The 16178-nt window shown below is 51.5% G+C and carries 14 protein-coding genes and 6 tRNA genes; 5 read left to right on the top strand and 15 right to left on the bottom strand.

Going from position 1 to position 16178, the window contains the following annotated elements; genetic code table 11:
- The first annotated feature begins 95 nt into the window (after positions 1-95).
- The 5 genes from JQ822_RS10605 (at position 96) to emrB (ending at position 4637) form a co-directional block, all read left to right on the top strand.
- Complete coding sequence (locus tag JQ822_RS10605) at positions 96-833, top strand: AzlC family ABC transporter permease (RefSeq protein WP_213133428.1); 738 nt, start codon at positions 96-98, stop codon at positions 831-833.
- Positions 823-1158: an L-valine transporter subunit YgaH gene (ygaH, locus tag JQ822_RS10600; protein WP_213133427.1), complete on the top strand. Its 336-nt coding sequence runs from the start codon at positions 823-825 to the stop codon at positions 1156-1158. Before JQ822_RS10605 ends, ygaH begins: the two co-directional genes overlap by 11 nt.
- A gap of 90 nt (positions 1159-1248) precedes the next feature.
- Positions 1249-1779: a transcriptional repressor MprA gene (mprA, locus tag JQ822_RS10595; protein ID WP_135324576.1), complete on the top strand. Its 531-nt coding sequence runs from the start codon at positions 1249-1251 to the stop codon at positions 1777-1779.
- 130 nt (positions 1780-1909) lie between these two features.
- On the top strand, positions 1910-3082 hold the full coding sequence (emrA, locus tag JQ822_RS10590; protein WP_213133426.1) for a multidrug efflux MFS transporter periplasmic adaptor subunit EmrA: 1173 nt from the start codon (positions 1910-1912) through the stop codon (positions 3080-3082).
- Between the two features lie 16 nt (positions 3083-3098).
- A complete protein-coding gene (gene emrB, locus JQ822_RS10585) occupies positions 3099-4637 on the top strand; it encodes a multidrug efflux MFS transporter permease subunit EmrB (RefSeq protein WP_213133425.1) in 1539 nt (512 codons plus the stop codon).
- A gap of 48 nt (positions 4638-4685) precedes the next feature.
- Here the strand turns inward: emrB and JQ822_RS10580 are convergent, their stop codons facing one another.
- The 15 genes from JQ822_RS10580 to recA all read right to left on the bottom strand — a co-directional run bounded on the left by JQ822_RS10580 (position 4686) and on the right by recA (position 16140).
- Positions 4686-6056: a carbohydrate porin gene (locus JQ822_RS10580; RefSeq protein WP_213133424.1), complete on the bottom strand. Its 1371-nt coding sequence runs from the start codon at positions 6054-6056 to the stop codon at positions 4686-4688.
- A 346-nt stretch (positions 6057-6402) separates the two neighbouring features.
- A complete protein-coding gene (gene luxS / locus JQ822_RS10575; RefSeq protein WP_016154160.1) occupies positions 6403-6918 on the bottom strand; it encodes an S-ribosylhomocysteine lyase in 516 nt (171 codons plus the stop codon).
- A gap of 148 nt (positions 6919-7066) precedes the next feature.
- The gene (gene gshA, locus JQ822_RS10570; protein ID WP_213133423.1) at positions 7067-8623 is read right to left on the bottom strand and encodes a glutamate--cysteine ligase; all 1557 of its coding nucleotides are present in this window, start codon (positions 8621-8623) and stop codon (positions 7067-7069) included.
- Between the two features lie 77 nt (positions 8624-8700).
- Complete coding sequence (locus tag JQ822_RS10565; RefSeq protein WP_213133422.1) at positions 8701-9129, bottom strand: YqaA family protein; 429 nt, start codon at positions 9127-9129, stop codon at positions 8701-8703.
- Positions 9126-9692, bottom strand: coding sequence for a fructose-1-phosphate/6-phosphogluconate phosphatase (gene yqaB / locus JQ822_RS10560; protein ID WP_213133421.1), 567 nt, complete (start codon positions 9690-9692; stop codon positions 9126-9128). Before yqaB ends, JQ822_RS10565 begins: the two co-directional genes overlap by 4 nt.
- A 167-nt stretch (positions 9693-9859) precedes the next feature.
- A tRNA-Arg gene (locus JQ822_RS10555) sits at positions 9860-9936 on the bottom strand.
- 36 nt (positions 9937-9972) lie between these two features.
- Positions 9973-10049 (bottom strand) — tRNA-Arg (locus JQ822_RS10550).
- Positions 10050-10243: 194 nt separating this feature from the next.
- A tRNA-Arg gene (locus JQ822_RS10545) sits at positions 10244-10320 on the bottom strand.
- A 194-nt stretch (positions 10321-10514) separates the two neighbouring features.
- Positions 10515-10591 (bottom strand) — tRNA-Arg (locus JQ822_RS10540).
- 60 nt (positions 10592-10651) lie between these two features.
- Positions 10652-10728: transfer RNA gene (locus JQ822_RS10535), tRNA-Arg, on the bottom strand.
- 3 nt (positions 10729-10731) lie between these two features.
- Positions 10732-10824: transfer RNA gene (locus tag JQ822_RS10530), tRNA-Ser, on the bottom strand.
- A 380-nt stretch (positions 10825-11204) separates the two neighbouring features.
- Complete coding sequence (gene csrA, locus JQ822_RS10525) at positions 11205-11390, bottom strand: carbon storage regulator CsrA (protein WP_000906486.1); 186 nt, start codon at positions 11388-11390, stop codon at positions 11205-11207.
- 360 nt (positions 11391-11750) lie between these two features.
- Positions 11751-14378, bottom strand: coding sequence for an alanine--tRNA ligase (gene alaS / locus JQ822_RS10520; protein ID WP_213133420.1), 2628 nt, complete (start codon positions 14376-14378; stop codon positions 11751-11753).
- A 128-nt stretch (positions 14379-14506) separates the two neighbouring features.
- Positions 14507-15007 (bottom strand): recombination regulator RecX, encoded by a 501-nt coding sequence (gene recX / locus JQ822_RS10515; RefSeq protein ID WP_213133419.1) that lies wholly within the window; start codon positions 15005-15007, stop codon positions 14507-14509.
- Positions 15008-15075: 68 nt separating this feature from the next.
- Positions 15076-16140 carry a recombinase RecA gene (gene recA / locus JQ822_RS10510; RefSeq protein WP_213133418.1) on the bottom strand — a complete coding sequence of 355 codons (1065 nt, stop codon included), beginning with the start codon at positions 16138-16140 and terminating at the stop codon, positions 15076-15078.
- Positions 16141-16178 lie beyond the last annotated feature (38 nt).

The following is a 16178-nucleotide window of genomic DNA, read 5'->3' as shown; positions in this document are numbered from 1 at the left end:
GAGCTCCTCAGGGTGTTAAGGAGCTCATCAGTCTGCTAAGGTTATAACTCATTGAGCCAGATTATTTAAATTTCGGTAATGAAGCCTATAACCCTATGGAAAGCCCTGTTCCCCAGTCTGACCCCAGCCCGGCAACGTTAACGGAAGGATTCAAAGATAGCCTCCCGATAGTCATCAGCTATATTCCGGTTGCCTTTGCATTTGGTCTCAATGCCACTCGCCTGGGCTTTACGCCCGTCGAAAGCGTCTTTTTCTCCTGCATCATCTATGCCGGTGCGAGCCAGTTTGTCATCACCACGATGCTTGCCGCAGGCAGCTCGCTGTGGGTCGCCGCGCTCACCGTGATGGCCATGGATGTGCGTCATGTTTTGTATGGACCTTCCCTGCGCAGCCGCATCGCCCAACGACTCAGCAAACCCAAAAGCGCACTGTGGGCCTTTGGCCTCACGGATGAAGTCTTTGCCGCCGCGACGGCGAAACTGGTACGGGAGAATCGTCGCTGGAGTGAGAACTGGATGATGGGGATCGCACTATGTGCCTGGATTTCATGGGTATTCGGTACGGTTATTGGCGCGTTTTCCGGCAGTGGCTTACTGAAGGATTTTCCGGCGGTCGAAGCGGCGCTGGGTTTTATGCTCCCGGCCCTGTTTATGAGTTTTCTCCTCGCGTCATTCCAGCGTAAGCAGTCGCTATGCGTTACCGCAGCACTCGTCGGGGCGCTGGCGGGCGTGACGTTGTTTTCCATTCCTGCCGCCATACTCGCAGGCATTGTCTGCGGATGCCTGACGGCGCTTATCCAGTCATTCTGGCAGGGGGCGCCGGATGAGTTATGAGGTTCTGCTGCTTGGCCTGCTGGTCGGCTGCGTTAATTATTGTTTTCGTTACTTACCGCTGCGTCTGGGAGTGGGAAATGTTCGCCCGACGAAACGCGGCGCAACCGGCATATTACTCGACACCATTGGCATTGCATCAATTTGCGCCCTGCTGGTGGTGTCTACCGCACCAGAAGTGATGCACGACGCACGTCGATTTGTGCCAACGCTGGTGGGGTTTGTTGTACTGGGTGCAAGCTATTTTAAGACCCGCAGCATCATCATTCCGACATTGCTGAGTGCTCTGGGCTACGGATTAGCCTGGAAAATGTGGGTTGTTTTATAGGTAAAAATAATCATTTTAAATAAATAATACATTTACTTTATTTGTCACTGTCGTTACTATATCGGCTGAAATTAATGAGGTTATACCCAAATGGATAGTTCGTTTACGCCCATTGAACAAATGCTAAAATTTCGCGCCAGCCGCTACGAAGAATTCCCTTACCAGGAAGTTCTTCTGACTCGTCTTTGCATGCACATGCAGGGCAAGCTGCTGGAAAACCGCAATAAAATGCTGAAAGCTCAAGGGATTAACGAGACGTTGTTTATGGCGTTGATTACGCTGGAGTCTCAGGAAAACCACAGTATTCAGCCTTCTGAACTGAGTTGCGCGCTGGGTTCGTCACGGACTAACGCCACGCGTATCGCGGATGAGTTAGAAAAACGTGGCTGGATCGAACGTCGCGAAAGCGATAACGATCGCCGCTGCCTGCATCTGCAGTTAACCGAGAAAGGCCATACATTTTTGCAAGAGGTGTTACCACCTCAGCATAACTGTCTGCATCAGCTCTGGTCATCTCTAAGCACCACTGAAAAAGATCAGCTTGAGCACATCACCCGTAAACTTCTGACCCGTCTTGATCAGATGGAGCAGGATGGTACGGTACTCGAAGCGCTGCGTTAACGCGCTGACTCGCTCAAAAATCCAGATTGATAAATCAAAAAACCGACAGGCCAGCAGGTCACACTGCTGGCCTTTCTGATAAACAGGTCGGCTCAGCCGATGTGAAAAAAATAAGATCGTGGAGAACAACATGAGCGCAAATGCGGAGACTCAAACCCCGCAGCAACCGGTCAAGAAAAATGGCAAACGTAAAAGTACGCTACTGCTTCTGACCTTGCTCTTTATTATCATTGCCGTGGCCTATGGGATTTATTGGTTTTTAGTACTGCGTCATGTCGAAGAGACGGACGATGCATACGTGGCAGGGAACCAGGTTCAAATCATGGCGCAGGTATCAGGCAGCGTGACGAAAGTCTGGGCTGATAACACTGACTATGTCAAACAAGGCGATGTGCTGGTCACCCTCGATCAGACGGACGCTAAGCAGGCGCTCGAAAAAGCCAAAACGGCGCTGGCCTCCAGCGTGCGCCAGACGCACCAGTTGATGATCAACAGCAAGCAGCTTCAGGCCAGCATTGACGTGCAGAAAACCGCACTGGCGCAGGCACAAAGCGACTTTAATCGCCGCGTCCCGTTGGGGAACGCCAATCTGATTGGTCGCGAAGAGCTGCAACATGCGCGTGATGCCGTTGCCAGCGCTCAGGCCCAGCTTGATGTCGCTATCCAACAATATAATGCCAACCAGGCGATGATTCTGGGCAGCAAGCTGGAAGACCAACCAGCCGTGCAACAAGCGGCCACCGAAGTGCGTAATGCCTGGCTGGCGCTGGAACGTACCAAAATTGTCAGCCCGATGACCGGTTATGTTTCCCGTCGTGCCGTACAGCCAGGTGCGCAAATAAGCCCAACCACGCCGCTGATGGCTGTCGTCCCTGCCACCAACCTGTGGGTGGATGCCAACTTTAAAGAAACGCAACTCGCACATATGCGCATCGGTCAACCCGCGACGGTGATCAGTGATATTTACGGCGATGACGTGAAATACACCGGTAAAGTTGTCGGCCTCGATATGGGGACCGGTAGCGCCTTCTCCCTGCTGCCGGCACAAAACGCGACCGGTAACTGGATCAAAGTCGTCCAGCGTCTGCCTGTACGTATTGAACTGGATGCCCAGCAGCTGGCGCAACATCCGTTGCGGATTGGGCTATCTACGCTGGTGACGGTAAATACCTCCAATCGCGATGGACAGATTCTGGCAAGCCAAGTCCGTACTACGCCGGTTGCGGAGAGTAATGCACGTGAGATCAACCTTGCTCCGGTCAATAAGATGATCGAAGAGATCGTGCGGGCCAACGCGGGCTAATTCAAAGGTGCGTGTGATGCAACAGCAAAAACCGCTGGAAGGCGCGCAGCTCGTCATCATGACGATCGCGCTGTCACTGGCGACATTCATGCAGGTGCTGGACTCCACCATTGCTAACGTGGCGATCCCTACTATTGCCGGGAACCTCGGCTCTTCACTGAGCCAGGGGACCTGGGTGATCACCTCTTTCGGGGTGGCGAATGCTATCTCCATTCCGATCACCGGCTGGCTGGCCAAACGCTTTGGCGAAGTAAAGCTTTTCATGTGGTCCACCATCGGCTTTGTCATTGCGTCGTGGGCGTGTGGGATGTCCAACAGCCTGACCATGCTGATTTTCTTCCGCGTGATTCAGGGGATTGTCGCCGGTCCGTTAATTCCGCTTTCACAAAGCCTGTTACTGAATAACTATCCTCCTGCCAAACGGTCTGTCGCCCTGGCGCTTTGGTCGATGACGGTGATTGTCGCGCCTATTTGTGGCCCGATTCTCGGGGGCTACATCAGCGACAACTATCACTGGGGCTGGATATTCTTCATTAACGTGCCGATCGGTGCTGTGGTGGTGTTAATGACGCTGCAGACCCTGCGCGGTAGGGAAACCCGCACTGAACAGCGGCGCATTGACGCCATTGGTCTGGCGCTGCTGGTTGTCGGTATTGGCAGTTTGCAGATTATGCTCGATCGCGGGAAAGAGCTGGACTGGTTCGCCTCGCAGGAGATCATCATCCTGACGGTCGTCGCCGTGGTAGCCATCAGTTTCCTGATTGTCTGGGAGCTCACCGACGAACACCCGATTGTCGATCTCTCGTTGTTTAAATCGCGAAACTTTACCATCGGCTGTCTGTGTATCAGCCTGGCCTATATGCTCTACTTCGGCGCAATCGTCCTGCTGCCGCAGCTGTTGCAGGAAGTCTACGGCTATACGGCAACCTGGGCCGGTCTGGCGTCCGCACCGGTGGGGATAATCCCGGTTATCCTGTCGCCGATTATCGGCCGCTTCGCCCACAAGCTGGATATGCGTCGGCTGGTCACGTTCAGTTTTATTATGTATGCCGTCTGTTTCTACTGGCGCGCATACACTTTCGAACCTGGTATGGATTTTGGCGCATCGGCCTGGCCACAGTTTATCCAGGGATTCGCCGTGGCCTGCTTCTTCATGCCACTGACCACCATCACGCTGTCTGGCTTACCGCCTGAGCGTCTGGCGGCGGCATCGAGCTTGTCCAACTTTACGCGAACGCTGGCGGGCTCTATCGGCACATCGATTACAACAACGATGTGGACTAACCGTGAATCGCTGCATCACGCGCAGTTGACGGAGTCCGTTAACCCTTACAACCCTAATGCACAGGCGATGTATGACCAGTTGCAGGGGCTGGGAATGAGCAAGGAGCAGGCCTCCGGCTGGCTGGCACAGCAAATCACCAGCCAGGGGCTGATTATTTCCGCTAACGAAATCTTCTGGATGTCGGCGGGGATCTTCATCGTACTGCTCGGCCTGGTCTGGTTCGCCAAACCGCCATTCGGCGCGGGCGGTGGCGGCGGTGGCGCGCACTAAATATCGATTAAAAGGGATCTGCGGATCCCTTTTTTATTGTGCGTAGAATTAGAAATAATATTTGAATCTCAGACGCCCGCCGTAACGCGCATCCTCGCTGTTGTCGCCATTGTGAGGATCGGCCTCAACCCATGAGGCATACGCACCAAGATAAATATTAAAGTTTTTCATATTCATCACGTTGGGGAATAAATATGAGGCATGAAGGGTGTGAATGTCATAATTGCCGGGATCGGTGATCCAGCAGTCTTCCTCGCAAACGGCATCCAGGTTGGTGGCATTGAAGGCGTCAATTTCGTTATGCGCATAGATATAGCCCAGTTCGAATCGATGCCACAACGCATTCACCCCGGCGGTAAAATCAGTCTCATCGGTCGCATCCATATAGGCGGTGTTCAGGTTAATCACCGCGCCGTCTTCCGGGTCGGTTTTTTGACCGTCCCAGGTCATGGTAAAACCATAGCCTGTACGATCTGACTGATCGATCCACTTCCCATTCTCGTAGTAGCCATAGGCGTTGTTGATGACATTACTTTCCATCGCCACCGCCGTTGAGAAACGTCCGTTTTGCCAGGCGATAACCGGGCGTACGTAAGCCACGTTTTTGTCGTTGGTTAAGTCCACTCCGTGATACTGCTTTTCGGTATATAACGTACTGCCATTTTCCATCAATGTGTTAACTTCAAAATACCAGTTGTCGATCGTTTTACTCAGCAGGAAGTTGCCGCCGCTGTCACTACGGCCGCGCCCCTCTTTCATCATATAGATATAGCCGTAGCCGTCACTGTAGAGGTCATTAGCCGTATTCCCCGAATACTCAACAAACGTATCCTGATTAAGCGGGAACATATCATAGGCTTCAAAGCGCCCAACCTTAATTTTCCAGTCGTTTTCACGCCCAAAGAAGAAAACCGCATCATCAAGATTCATTTTGCCGGTTAGATCTGCCAGGGGTTGAACCGAGAACCCGGAAAAATTACCGTTATTCAGTCGTTGATAGCCATCAAAACCCAATAGCAGACGCCCGTTGATATCCCAGCGCTCATTGGTGCCTGGTGCCCAATCTTTATTCGCTGAGGTTCTCGTCGATGTCAGGCTGCCGGAACGGCTTGCCGCATCCATATTAAATTCAACGTCGCCGTAGAATTTAATGTCACTGAATCCGGATAACGTCAGTTTTGGCACAGTAGCCTCTGCAGTGACGGGTTCAGCTGATTCAACTTTCACCGTAGGTGCCGCTGCTACCTGCTGTTGCTTCAGTGACTGGATTTGTGATTCGGCATCAGTCGCCCGTTTTTCTGCACTAATAACCCGTTGTTCCAGCTCAGCCAGGCGTTGCTCAATCGTACTGTTATTTGCTGCCCATAGGTTTTGAGATAAGCAAGCACCGATCATCAGCGCCAAATATTTCACCTTCATTTTTTATCCCTAAAGTTTAATGTATACCAGATGAGCGTTGATAAAAGCCTCATCCACCGGTGATTAAAAGAGTCTTGTTATTACCCGGTTGCCTGACGTATTCCATTATGTTTTTCTATTAATTACTTATGTTTTTTAATTTATGTGATCACTACAGGCTGGCATCGTTAATTACAAACGCCTTTCTGTTTACCCGATCACACTTTATTATTTAATAGGTTATCCACTAATTGATTAATATTATATTCACACGAAAAATATAATAATCATGCTTTATATTAAGCAATAAAAAACCCCAGCTATAAACTGGGGTTGATTTAAATACTGGAACAACTAATCAGTCAGACTAAATATGCAATTCCTGCAACTTCTCTTTCGGCAGCGCCAGCTCTTCATTGCTGTTAACGCGCACATCGTGCTCCAGAATATGACGCGCAATATCCTGTGCTTCGCTGAGAGAGTGCATCTGATACGTACCACACTGGTAGACGTTCAGTTCCGGGATCTGATTCTGATCCTGCACTTTCAGCACGTCGGCCATCGCCGCTTTCCAGGCATCCGCAACACGCTGCTCGTCCGGCGTGCCAATCAGGCTCATGTAGAAGCCCGTACGACAACCCATCGGGGAGATATCAATAATCTCAACACCGTTACCGTTGAGGTGGTTACGCATAAACCCAGCAAACAGGTGCTCCAGCGTGTGGATACCTTTCTCAGGCATCACTTCTTTGTTCGGAATGCAGAAACGCAGATCAAACACGGTGATTGCATCGCCATGCGGGGTGTTCATCGTTTTTGCAACCCGAACTGCGGGAGCTTCCATCCGGGTGTGATCGACAGTAAAACTATCTAACAACGGCATTTTGCCACCTCCGATAAAATTTTTAAAAAAATCTGAACTCTTTGTTCCGGGGCGAGTCTGAGTATGTGAAAGACGCGCATTTGTTATCATCATCCCTGTTTTCAGAGATGAAATTTTGGCCACTCCCGAGTGGCCTTTTTCTTTTGTATCAAGAGTGCTTTTCAAGCCACGCGGCAAACGGTTCAGTATCGGCCGCTTCAATCTCCTGCTGACGACGCTTTGAAGCTTCGGTTTCAGCAATAAATTCTTCTTCCTGCAACATTTCTAACGGTTCTTCGCGCAGCAGGTTGCGGTAAGCCTCGCCCAACGCTTTGCCCGTGCCGCCAATACCTTCATCAATCATAGACCGCAGGATCCGGGCTGAGAACGTCAGCTCAGGATTATCAAAGCAGGCGACCAGTTCGTCACAGACTTTTTGATACTCCTCTCCCCCGTGGATGCTGTCCAGCGTTTGTGCCACGCGTTTCAGGTCACGGAATAGATCTTTACCCACTTTAGGCAACGGGAACTGCGCAGTTTCGCAGCCAATGCCTAACGTCAGGCCCGGCTTACGACCTTCCAGAATCACGCGGTTCCAGTTGGTGCGTGTACATAACAATTCATCGCTGCTCATTTCCGGGGCATCAGCCAGTACACACCACACCATGAACAGATCGAGGAAACGTACCTGTTGCTCATCCACGCCGATTGGCGAGAAGGGGTTAATATCCAGCGAACGCACTTCAATGTACTCAATACCGCCACGCAGCAGCGCGTCAGACGGCGATTCTCCGCTGCGCGTGACGCGTTTCGGGCGAATCGGCGCATACAATTCATTTTCAATCTGTAGCACGTTGCTGTTGATTTGCAGACGTTTACCGTCTTTCTCCAGACCGATTGCCGCGTACTCCTCGGAAGGGGTTTTAATCGCGCGCTTCAATCCTGCCACATACTCATGCAAATCGTTAAACGTAATTCCGAGATTGCTTTGCGATTTATTGGTATAACCCAAATCGCTCAGACGCAGCGACGTCGCGTACGGCAGGTAATACATACCGCAGTCGGTTTTTTCAAACGGCAGAGTTGTGGGCTTCCCTTGCAGGAAAGAGGAACAAATGGCCGGAGATGCGCCAAACAGGTACGGGATCACCCAACCGAAACGGTAATAGTTGCGGATCAAGCGGAAGTAGCCTGCGGATACTTTTTCTTTGGCGTCTTCATCGTCCGTTACACCGCATTTCGCCTGCCAGAACGCCATCGGCAGCGAGAAATTGTAGTGTACGCCGGAGATGGTTTGCATCAGCGCACCGTAACGGTTTTTGAGACCTTCACGGTAGAGCGTTTTCAGACGACCAATATTCGAGGTACCGTACTGCGCCAGCTCAATATCCTGACCTTCGGCAATATAGCAAGGCATGCTCAACGGCCACATACGCTCATCCCCCAGGTTTCTGGCGGTATAGCGATGCAGGTCACGCATGAACGTGAGCATTTTCTGAATATCGTCGCCCGGTGGGGTAATAAACTCCAGCAGCGCTTCGGCAAAGTCAGTGGTTATCCACTTATGCGTTAACGCTGAGCCTAACACATCTGGGTGGCCTGTCGTCGCCAGTGAACCATCGGCATTAACACGCAGCGTTTCACGCTCCAGACCACGTTGAATCCCCTTTAACGCCTGAGGATGTTTTTCCAGCCAGGCCAGTGCCTGTGATACGTCCGGGATCAAATTGACCTCCCGCCTGTCAAAATCGTTTTAATTAGCATAATGGTATTGGTTACCCTACTGGCTATCCCACAACACAATTAGTGCCACCACATAATACCCTGAGCCGTAACCGCTGCGACCACAACATAGCGCAACGCTTTGCCAAGGCATAAAAAAAAGAGTACTGGTCCCCACGAGATGCGCATCCACCCCGCTAACAGGCACAATAAATCACCTACAACCGGCATCCAGCTTAATAATAGTGTGACAGCGCCATAGCGCTGCAGCCAACCCGTGGCTTTCTCTTGCCAGCGTGAAGTTTTACGCAACGGGAAGACGCGCCCAAGGATAACGTTAGTTAACCCTCCAAGGCTATTACCCATTGTTGCTGTTAAGACTAAGACCCAGGGATGACTCACCCCAGAAACCAGCAAGGCCACCAAAACAACTTCAGAATTTCCAGGTAACAGTGTGGCGCTGAGAAAACTGCTGGCAAACAGTGACAGGAGTGACAGTCCATCACTCACAATAACCGGACATCCACAACATCCATTCCTGCCGCACGCGCTGCCTGCAGGCCAAAGTCCGCGTCTTCAAATACCACACATTGAGCCGGAACGACGCCCATACGCTCGGCACAGAGCAAAAACGTGTCTGGCGCGGGTTTATGGCGTTGTACGTGATCGGCCGCAACTACGGCATCAAAATAGTGGCGTAGCCCCAAATGCGCGAGCAGCGCCTCTGCAATGGCGCTTTCGCTCCCGGTGCCGACCGACATAGGCCGACGACCATGCCAGGCTTTGACGACATCAACCAGCGGCAACGGCTGGACGCTATCCAGCAGCATGCTTTTAACGCTGTCGGTTTTTTCACGCGCAAGCGCATGGGGATCGAGATCGGCACGATTCAGTTCAATGACCGACTGCGCAATACGCCACGTTGGAGAACCGTTGAGTGCGACCATAGCCTGCTCGTCAAAACGGAGTCCATAGCGCCCTAATACCTCATGCCACGCTTTACGGTGCGTTGGCTCAGTATCGAGGATGGTGCCATCCATATCAAAAATCAAACCCGCATAATGTTCGTACATCGTCTTCTCACAAGCCGAATAACCAGACGTTACTTTATCGTAATTGATTGATTTTGTCGCTGACAGCGAATTGAGGATTGTTCAGGAAGTTTGGGAGTTTGGGAGTTTGGGAGTTTGGGAGTTTGGGAGTTTGGGAGTTTGGGAGTTTGATTTAAAAAAAGAGAAGATGGTGCATCCGGGAGGATTCGAACCTCCGACCGCTCGGTTCGTAGCCGAGTACTCTATCCAGCTGAGCTACGGATGCATCAGGGAATTGCTGACTATCGTGCAAAACAAAGAATGGTGCATCCGGGAGGATTCGAACCTCCGACCGCTCGGTTCGTAGCCGAGTACTCTATCCAGCTGAGCTACGGATGCATCGGGAAACTTGCTTTACTGCCGATATTGATATCGCTATAAAAGCCATATCAAGTAAGAGATGGTGCATCCGGGAGGATTACTCGGCTGCGCCTCGCCCTGCGGGCCGTTGCTGAAGCAACGTTCTCCTCCCTGGCGCTCGCGATTATCTCGCAGACCATGAAACAACAGTTTAGCTGTTATCTCAGAGAAAATGGTGCATCCGGGAGGATTCGAACCTCCGACCGCTCGGTTCGTAGCCGAGTACTCTATCCAGCTGAGCTACGGATGCATCGGGAAACTTGCTTTACTGCCGATATTGATATCGCTATAAAAGCCATATCAAGTAAGAGATGGTGCATCCGGGAGGATTACTCGGCTGCGCCTCGCCCTGCGGGCCGTTGCTGAAGCAACGTTCTCCTCCCTGGCGCTCGCGATTATCTCGCAGACCATGAAACAACAGTTTAGCTGTTATCTCGGAGAAGATGGTGCATCCGGGAGGATTCGAACCTCCGACCGCTCGGTTCGTAGCCGAGTACTCTATCCAGCTGAGCTACGGATGCATCAGGGAAACTTACTTTACTACAGAGTCGATATCGCTGCTAAAGCAACATCAGATAATATGGTGCATCCGGGAGGATTCGAACCTCCGACCGCTCGGTTCGTAGCCGAGTACTCTATCCAGCTGAGCTACGGATGCAAATGGCGGTGAGGCGGGGATTCGAACCCCGGATGCAGCTTTTGACCGCATACTCCCTTAGCAGGGGAGCGCCTTCAGCCTCTCGGCCACCTCACCAACAACGCCTCTTGCGAGTGCTTCGAAGAACTTGTTTCTGCTCATCGTCGCTGCGTGGCGCACATATTACTTTCTGGGACTTATAAGTCAAACAATTTTTCCAGCGCTTTTATCGTTTGCACATTTCACGCGCAATTAGTCTGCAAAAACGACAAAAAGAGTGTTTTATCAACAGATAAATTGGCGTTTTCTCGGGTCGGCGATCAAACAGAAAAATCGCAGAAAAGATAAAAAGTGAAACGCGGCGGTGAAAACAGCGTGAAATCAGAAGAACACACGAGAGATCGGGAGGTACAAAGAAGAGGAAAAGTAGCAGAAGAAAGTAAAGAGAGGGGGCTAAATCAGGTTGCGCCTCACCAGAAAGGTGAGACGCGAAAACCTTAGTAACTGGACTGCTGGGATTTTTCAGCCTGGATACGCTGGTAGATCTCTTCCCGATGGACAGAAACTTCTTTCGGGGCGTTTACGCCAATGCGTACCTGGTTGCCCTTCACCCCTAAAACTGTCACGGTGACCTCATCGCCAATCATGAGGGTCTCACCAACTCGACGAGTCAGAATCAGCATTCTTTGCTCCTTGAAAGATTAAAAGAGTCGGGTCTCTCTGTATCCCGGCATTATCCATCATATAACGCCAAAAAGTAAGCGATGACAAACACCTAAGTGTAAGCAGTCACGGCATCACATTCTGTTAAACCTAAGTTTAGCCGATATACACAACTTCAACCTGACTTTATCGTTGTCGATAGCATTGATTCGTATGCCGTAACCAGGGCTACGGCATACGCTAATGCTTATATACCCGCCATACTTCAAGCTGCAGGTATGTTGGCTTTCTCGCTCACCCCAGTCACTTACAAGCGTAAGCTCCTGGGGATTCACTGCGTCGCCGCCTTCCTGCAACTCGAATTATTTTTGGTATAGTTATTATAGTTTTGCGCTGACCCAGCCTTTCACACTGGCTAACGCTGCAGGCAGAGCTGCGGCATCCGTACCACCGGCTTGCGCCATGTCCGGACGACCCCCACCCTTACCGCCTACCTGCTGAGCGACCATGCCAATCAGTTCCCCTGCTTTCACACGATCAGTCACATCCTTAGACACGCCCGCAATCAGAGAAACCTTACCTTCAACTACCGTTGCCAGTACGATAACGGTAGACCCCAGTTGATTTTTCAGATCATCAACCATGGTGCGCAGCATTTTAGGTTCAACGTCGGTAAGTTCACTGACCAGCAGCTTCACCCCGTTGATATCAACCGCTTTACTGGAAAGATTTGCACTCTCCTGCGCTGCGGCCTGTTCCTTCAATTGCTGCAATTCTTTCTCGAGCTGACGTGTACGCTCCAGTACGGAACGCACTTTGTCACCGATATTATGGCTATCACCTTTCAACAACTGCGCGATATCGCTTAAGCGATCGCTCTCAGCATGAACGGTACGGATAGCGCCTTCACCGGTGACGGCTTCGATACGACGCACGCCTGCAGCGGTGCCAGACTCAGACACAATACGGAACAGGCCGATATCACCGGTACGGCTGGCGTGAGTGCCGCCACACAGTTCGGTAGAGAAATCGCCCATGCTCAGCACGCGTACGTGGTCATCATATTTCTCGCCGAACAGCGCCATTGCACCTTTGGCTTTCGCTGCTTCGAGATCCATGATGTTTGTTTCAATCGGCAGGTTGCGACGAATTTGCGCATTCACCAGATCTTCAACGGCACGAATTTCAGCAGGTTTCATGGCTTCGGTATGAGAGAAGTCGAAACGTAGAATTTTATCGTTAACCAATGAGCCTTTCTGCGCCACGTGCGTGCCCAGAACCTCGCGCAGCGCCGCATGCATCAGGTGCGTTGCAGAGTGGTTCAAGCGGATACGCGCACGACGAGCTTCATCTACGTCAGCCTGCACGGCATCGCCAACTTTCAGAGAACCCGTAGACAGTTTGCCGATGTGACCTATCGCCTGACCGTATTTCTGCGTATCGCTAACAGCAAACGCAAAACCCGCACCTTTCAGTTCGCCTTTATCGCCAACCTGACCGCCGGATTCCGCATAGAACGGCGTCTGGTCAAGAACGACAACGGCTTCCTGGCCTGCATTAATTGCATCTACCGCTTTACCATCCACAAACAGAGCGGTGACTTTACCGTTCAGTTCCAGATGCTCGTAACCTTTAAATTCTGAGGCACCATCAACGCGGATCATCGCATTGTAGTCTGCGCCAAAACCACTGGCTTCACGCGCACGACGGCGCTGCTCTTCCATTGCGGCTTCAAAGCCTGCTTCGTCAACCTTGATGTTGCGCTCGCGGCAAACGTCTGCCGTCAGATCAACCGGGAAGCCATAGGTGTCATACAGGCGGAAGGCGGTTTCGCCATCCAGCGTATCGCCAGACAGTTTTGACAGCTCTTCATCCAGCAGGGCCAGACCACGCTCCAGCGTGCGGGCAAACTGCTCTTCTTCGGTCTTCAGAACCTGTTCAACCAGCGCCTGCTGACGCTTCAGCTCCTCACCCGCAGAGCCCATCACCTCTACCAGTGGCCCCACCAGCTTGTAGAAGAAGGTTTCTTTCGCGCCCAGCATGTTGCCGTGACGCACCGCACGACGAATGATACGGCGCAGCACATAACCACGGTTTTCATTCGACGGTACAACGCCATCAGCAATCAGGAATGCGCAAGAACGGATATGGTCGGCAATCACGCGCAGTGATTTATTGCTCAGATCGGTAGCACCGGTGACTTTCGCCACGGATTCAATCAGCGCACGGAACAGGTCAATATCGTAGTTGGAGTTAACGTGCTGCAGCACAGCCGCAATACGCTCCAGACCCATACCGGTATCCACAGACGGCTTCGGCAGCGGTTCCATGGTGCCGTCAGCCTGACGGTTAAACTGCATGAAGACGATGTTCCAGATCTCAATGTAGCGATCGCCGTCTTCTTCTGCGCTTCCCGGAGGGCCACCCCAAATGTGGTCGCCATGATCGTAGAAGATTTCGGTGCACGGACCGCAAGGACCGGTGTCACCCATCTGCCAGAAGTTGTCGGAGGCATATGCCGCACCTTTGTTATCACCAATACGGATGATACGTTCGCGCGGAATACCAACTTCTTTTTCCCAGATTTCAAAGGCTTCATCGTCAGTTTCGTAAACGGTTACCCACAGACGCTCTTTCGGCAAGGCAAACCAGTTCTCACCGGTCAGCAGTTCCCATGCGAACTGAATAGCGTCGTGTTTGAAGTAATCGCCGAAGCTGAAGTTACCCAGCATTTCGAAGAAAGTATGGTGACGTGCAGTGTAACCGACGTTTTCCAGGTCGTTGTGTTTACCGCCCGCGCGTACGCAACGCTGCGAGGTGGTTGCGCGGGAATAATTACGCTTGTCGAGACCAAGGAAAACATCCTTGAACTGGTTCATCCCGGCGTTGGTAAACAACAAAGTAGGGTCATTGTTTGGAACCAGGGAGCTGCTGGCAACTACCTGATGTCCTTTACTGTGGAAAAAATCGAGAAACGCCTGACGGATCTCAGCGGTGCTCTTGCTCATAATTATCCTGAAGAAATCAAGCTAACGAAATGTCATCACCAGCGTAGGCATGCAAACTGCGCCTCTGGCAATCGAAAAGTGGGAATAAGATAAGTTTTCTTTACGGGGAAGTAAAATCCCGTATGCGCTCAATCTTCAAAATTTCGCCAAATTGCCTGAATATCTTCCATCAGATAGCCGCGATAGAGCAAAAAACGCTGGACCTTAACCTTTTCTGAAAAATCCATCGGCAGGGGCTCACCGTATTTCCTGATGGCCTGTTCTCGCGCCAACTGCGCCCAGTCAACCTCGCATTCACGCATAGCACGTTCAATGGCTTCGCGAGAGATACCTTTCTGCCCCAACTCCTGGCGTACACGTGCAGGCCCATAGCCTTTACGGCTACGGCTGGCGATAAATTGCTGAACAAAACGGTCATCATCAAGGTAGCGGCTTTCGATACACCAGGCGATAACCTTGTCGTAATCCTCCGGCGTAGCATCAATTTCTTCCGGCCCATTTTTTCCCATAACCGGAGCTGCCAGTTTGCGTCGAAGTTCCTGCTCACTGTGATCGCGCATAGCGAGAATACGCACAGCACGGTCAAGAAGTCGGGAATAAGCGGAGCGGCGCGGCGTTGAATCAGTCATAGTTAACCTTCAGAAATGGAAAAGGGCTGCATCATATGCAGCCCTTTTTAGGCGATGAAACCAGATTATCAGAAATCTTCGTTCGTTTCTTTTACGTCTTCGCCGCTGTTATCGATGGAGAAGTCCGGCGTTGAGTCCTGGTTATTGAGCAGTAATTCGCGAACTTTCTTCTCAATTTCCTTTGCGGTAGCCGGGTTTTCTTTCAGCCAGTTGGTTGCATTCGCTTTACCCTGGCCAATTTTCTCACCGTTGTAGCTGTACCATGCACCGGCTTTTTCAATCAGCTTCTCTTTTACGCCCAGGTCAACCAGTTCGCCGTAGAAGTTGATGCCTTCACCGTAAAGGATCTGGAATTCAGCCTGTTTAAACGGTGCGGCAATTTTGTTTTTCACGACCTTAACGCGGGTTTCGCTACCCACCACGTTATCGCCCTCTTTCACCGCGCCAATACGACGGATGTCCAGACGAACAGATGCGTAGAATTTCAGTGCGTTACCACCGGTCGTGGTTTCCGGGTTACCGAACATGACGCCAATTTTCATACGGATCTGGTTGATGAAAATCAGCAGCGTGTTGGACTGTTTCAGGTTACCCGCCAGCTTACGCATTGCCTGGCTCATCATACGTGCCGCAAGGCCCATGTGAGAGTCACCGATCTCACCTTCGATTTCAGCCTTCGGCGTCAGTGCAGCAACGGAATCGACAACGAGAACATCTACGGCACCGGAACGCGCCAGCGCGTCACAGATTTCCAGCGCCTGTTCACCGGTATCCGGCTGAGAACACAGCAGGTTGTCGATATCAACACCAAGCTTACGGGCATAAACAGGATCAAGCGCGTGTTCTGCATCGATAAACGCACAGGTTTTGCCTTCGCGCTGCGCAGCAGCAATAACCTGCAGCGTCAGGGTCGTTTTACCGGAAGATTCAGGGCCATAGATTTCGACGATACGCCCCATCGGCAAACCGCCCGCACCCAATGCGATATCCAGAGAAAGCGAACCGGTGGAGATAGTTTCCACATCCATGGAACGGTCTTCACCCAAGCGCATGATGGAGCCTTTACCGAATTGCTTTTCGATCTGGCCCAGCGCTGCAGCCAACGCTTTCTGTTTGTTTTCGTCGATAGCCATTAATTACTCCTGTCATGCCACTCTCGGATTGAACCGCG

It is taken from the genome of Citrobacter sp. FP75 (genome assembly GCF_018342065.1).
Lineage (GTDB): Bacteria > Pseudomonadota > Gammaproteobacteria > Enterobacterales > Enterobacteriaceae > Citrobacter.
The sequence above is the reverse complement of the archived record's forward strand: the minus strand, read 5'-3'. Positions and strand labels throughout refer to the sequence as shown.

What these genes read in the sequence shown, in the direction of transcription:
- JQ822_RS10605 (WP_213133428.1), top strand. Translation starts at nt 96, where the DNA reads ATGGAAAGCCCTGTTCCCCAGTCTGACCCCAGCCCGGCAACGTTAACG.
- ygaH (WP_213133427.1), top strand. Translation starts at nt 823, where the DNA reads ATGAGTTATGAGGTTCTGCTGCTTGGCCTGCTGGTCGGCTGCGTTAAT.
- mprA (WP_135324576.1), top strand. Translation starts at nt 1,249, where the DNA reads ATGGATAGTTCGTTTACGCCCATTGAACAAATGCTAAAATTTCGCGCC.
- emrA (WP_213133426.1), top strand. Translation starts at nt 1,910, where the DNA reads ATGAGCGCAAATGCGGAGACTCAAACCCCGCAGCAACCGGTCAAGAAA.
- emrB (WP_213133425.1), top strand. Translation starts at nt 3,099, where the DNA reads ATGCAACAGCAAAAACCGCTGGAAGGCGCGCAGCTCGTCATCATGACG.
- JQ822_RS10580 (WP_213133424.1), bottom strand. Translation starts at nt 6,056, where the DNA reads ATGAAGGTGAAATATTTGGCGCTGATGATCGGTGCTTGCTTATCTCAA.
- luxS (WP_016154160.1), bottom strand. Translation starts at nt 6,918, where the DNA reads ATGCCGTTGTTAGATAGTTTTACTGTCGATCACACCCGGATGGAAGCT.
- yqaB (WP_213133421.1), bottom strand. Translation starts at nt 9,692, where the DNA reads ATGTACGAACATTATGCGGGTTTGATTTTTGATATGGATGGCACCATC.
- csrA (WP_000906486.1), bottom strand. Translation starts at nt 11,390, where the DNA reads ATGCTGATTCTGACTCGTCGAGTTGGTGAGACCCTCATGATTGGCGAT.
- alaS (WP_213133420.1), bottom strand. Translation starts at nt 14,378, where the DNA reads ATGAGCAAGAGCACCGCTGAGATCCGTCAGGCGTTTCTCGATTTTTTC.
- recX (WP_213133419.1), bottom strand. Translation starts at nt 15,007, where the DNA reads ATGACTGATTCAACGCCGCGCCGCTCCGCTTATTCCCGACTTCTTGAC.
- recA (WP_213133418.1), bottom strand. Translation starts at nt 16,140, where the DNA reads ATGGCTATCGACGAAAACAAACAGAAAGCGTTGGCTGCAGCGCTGGGC.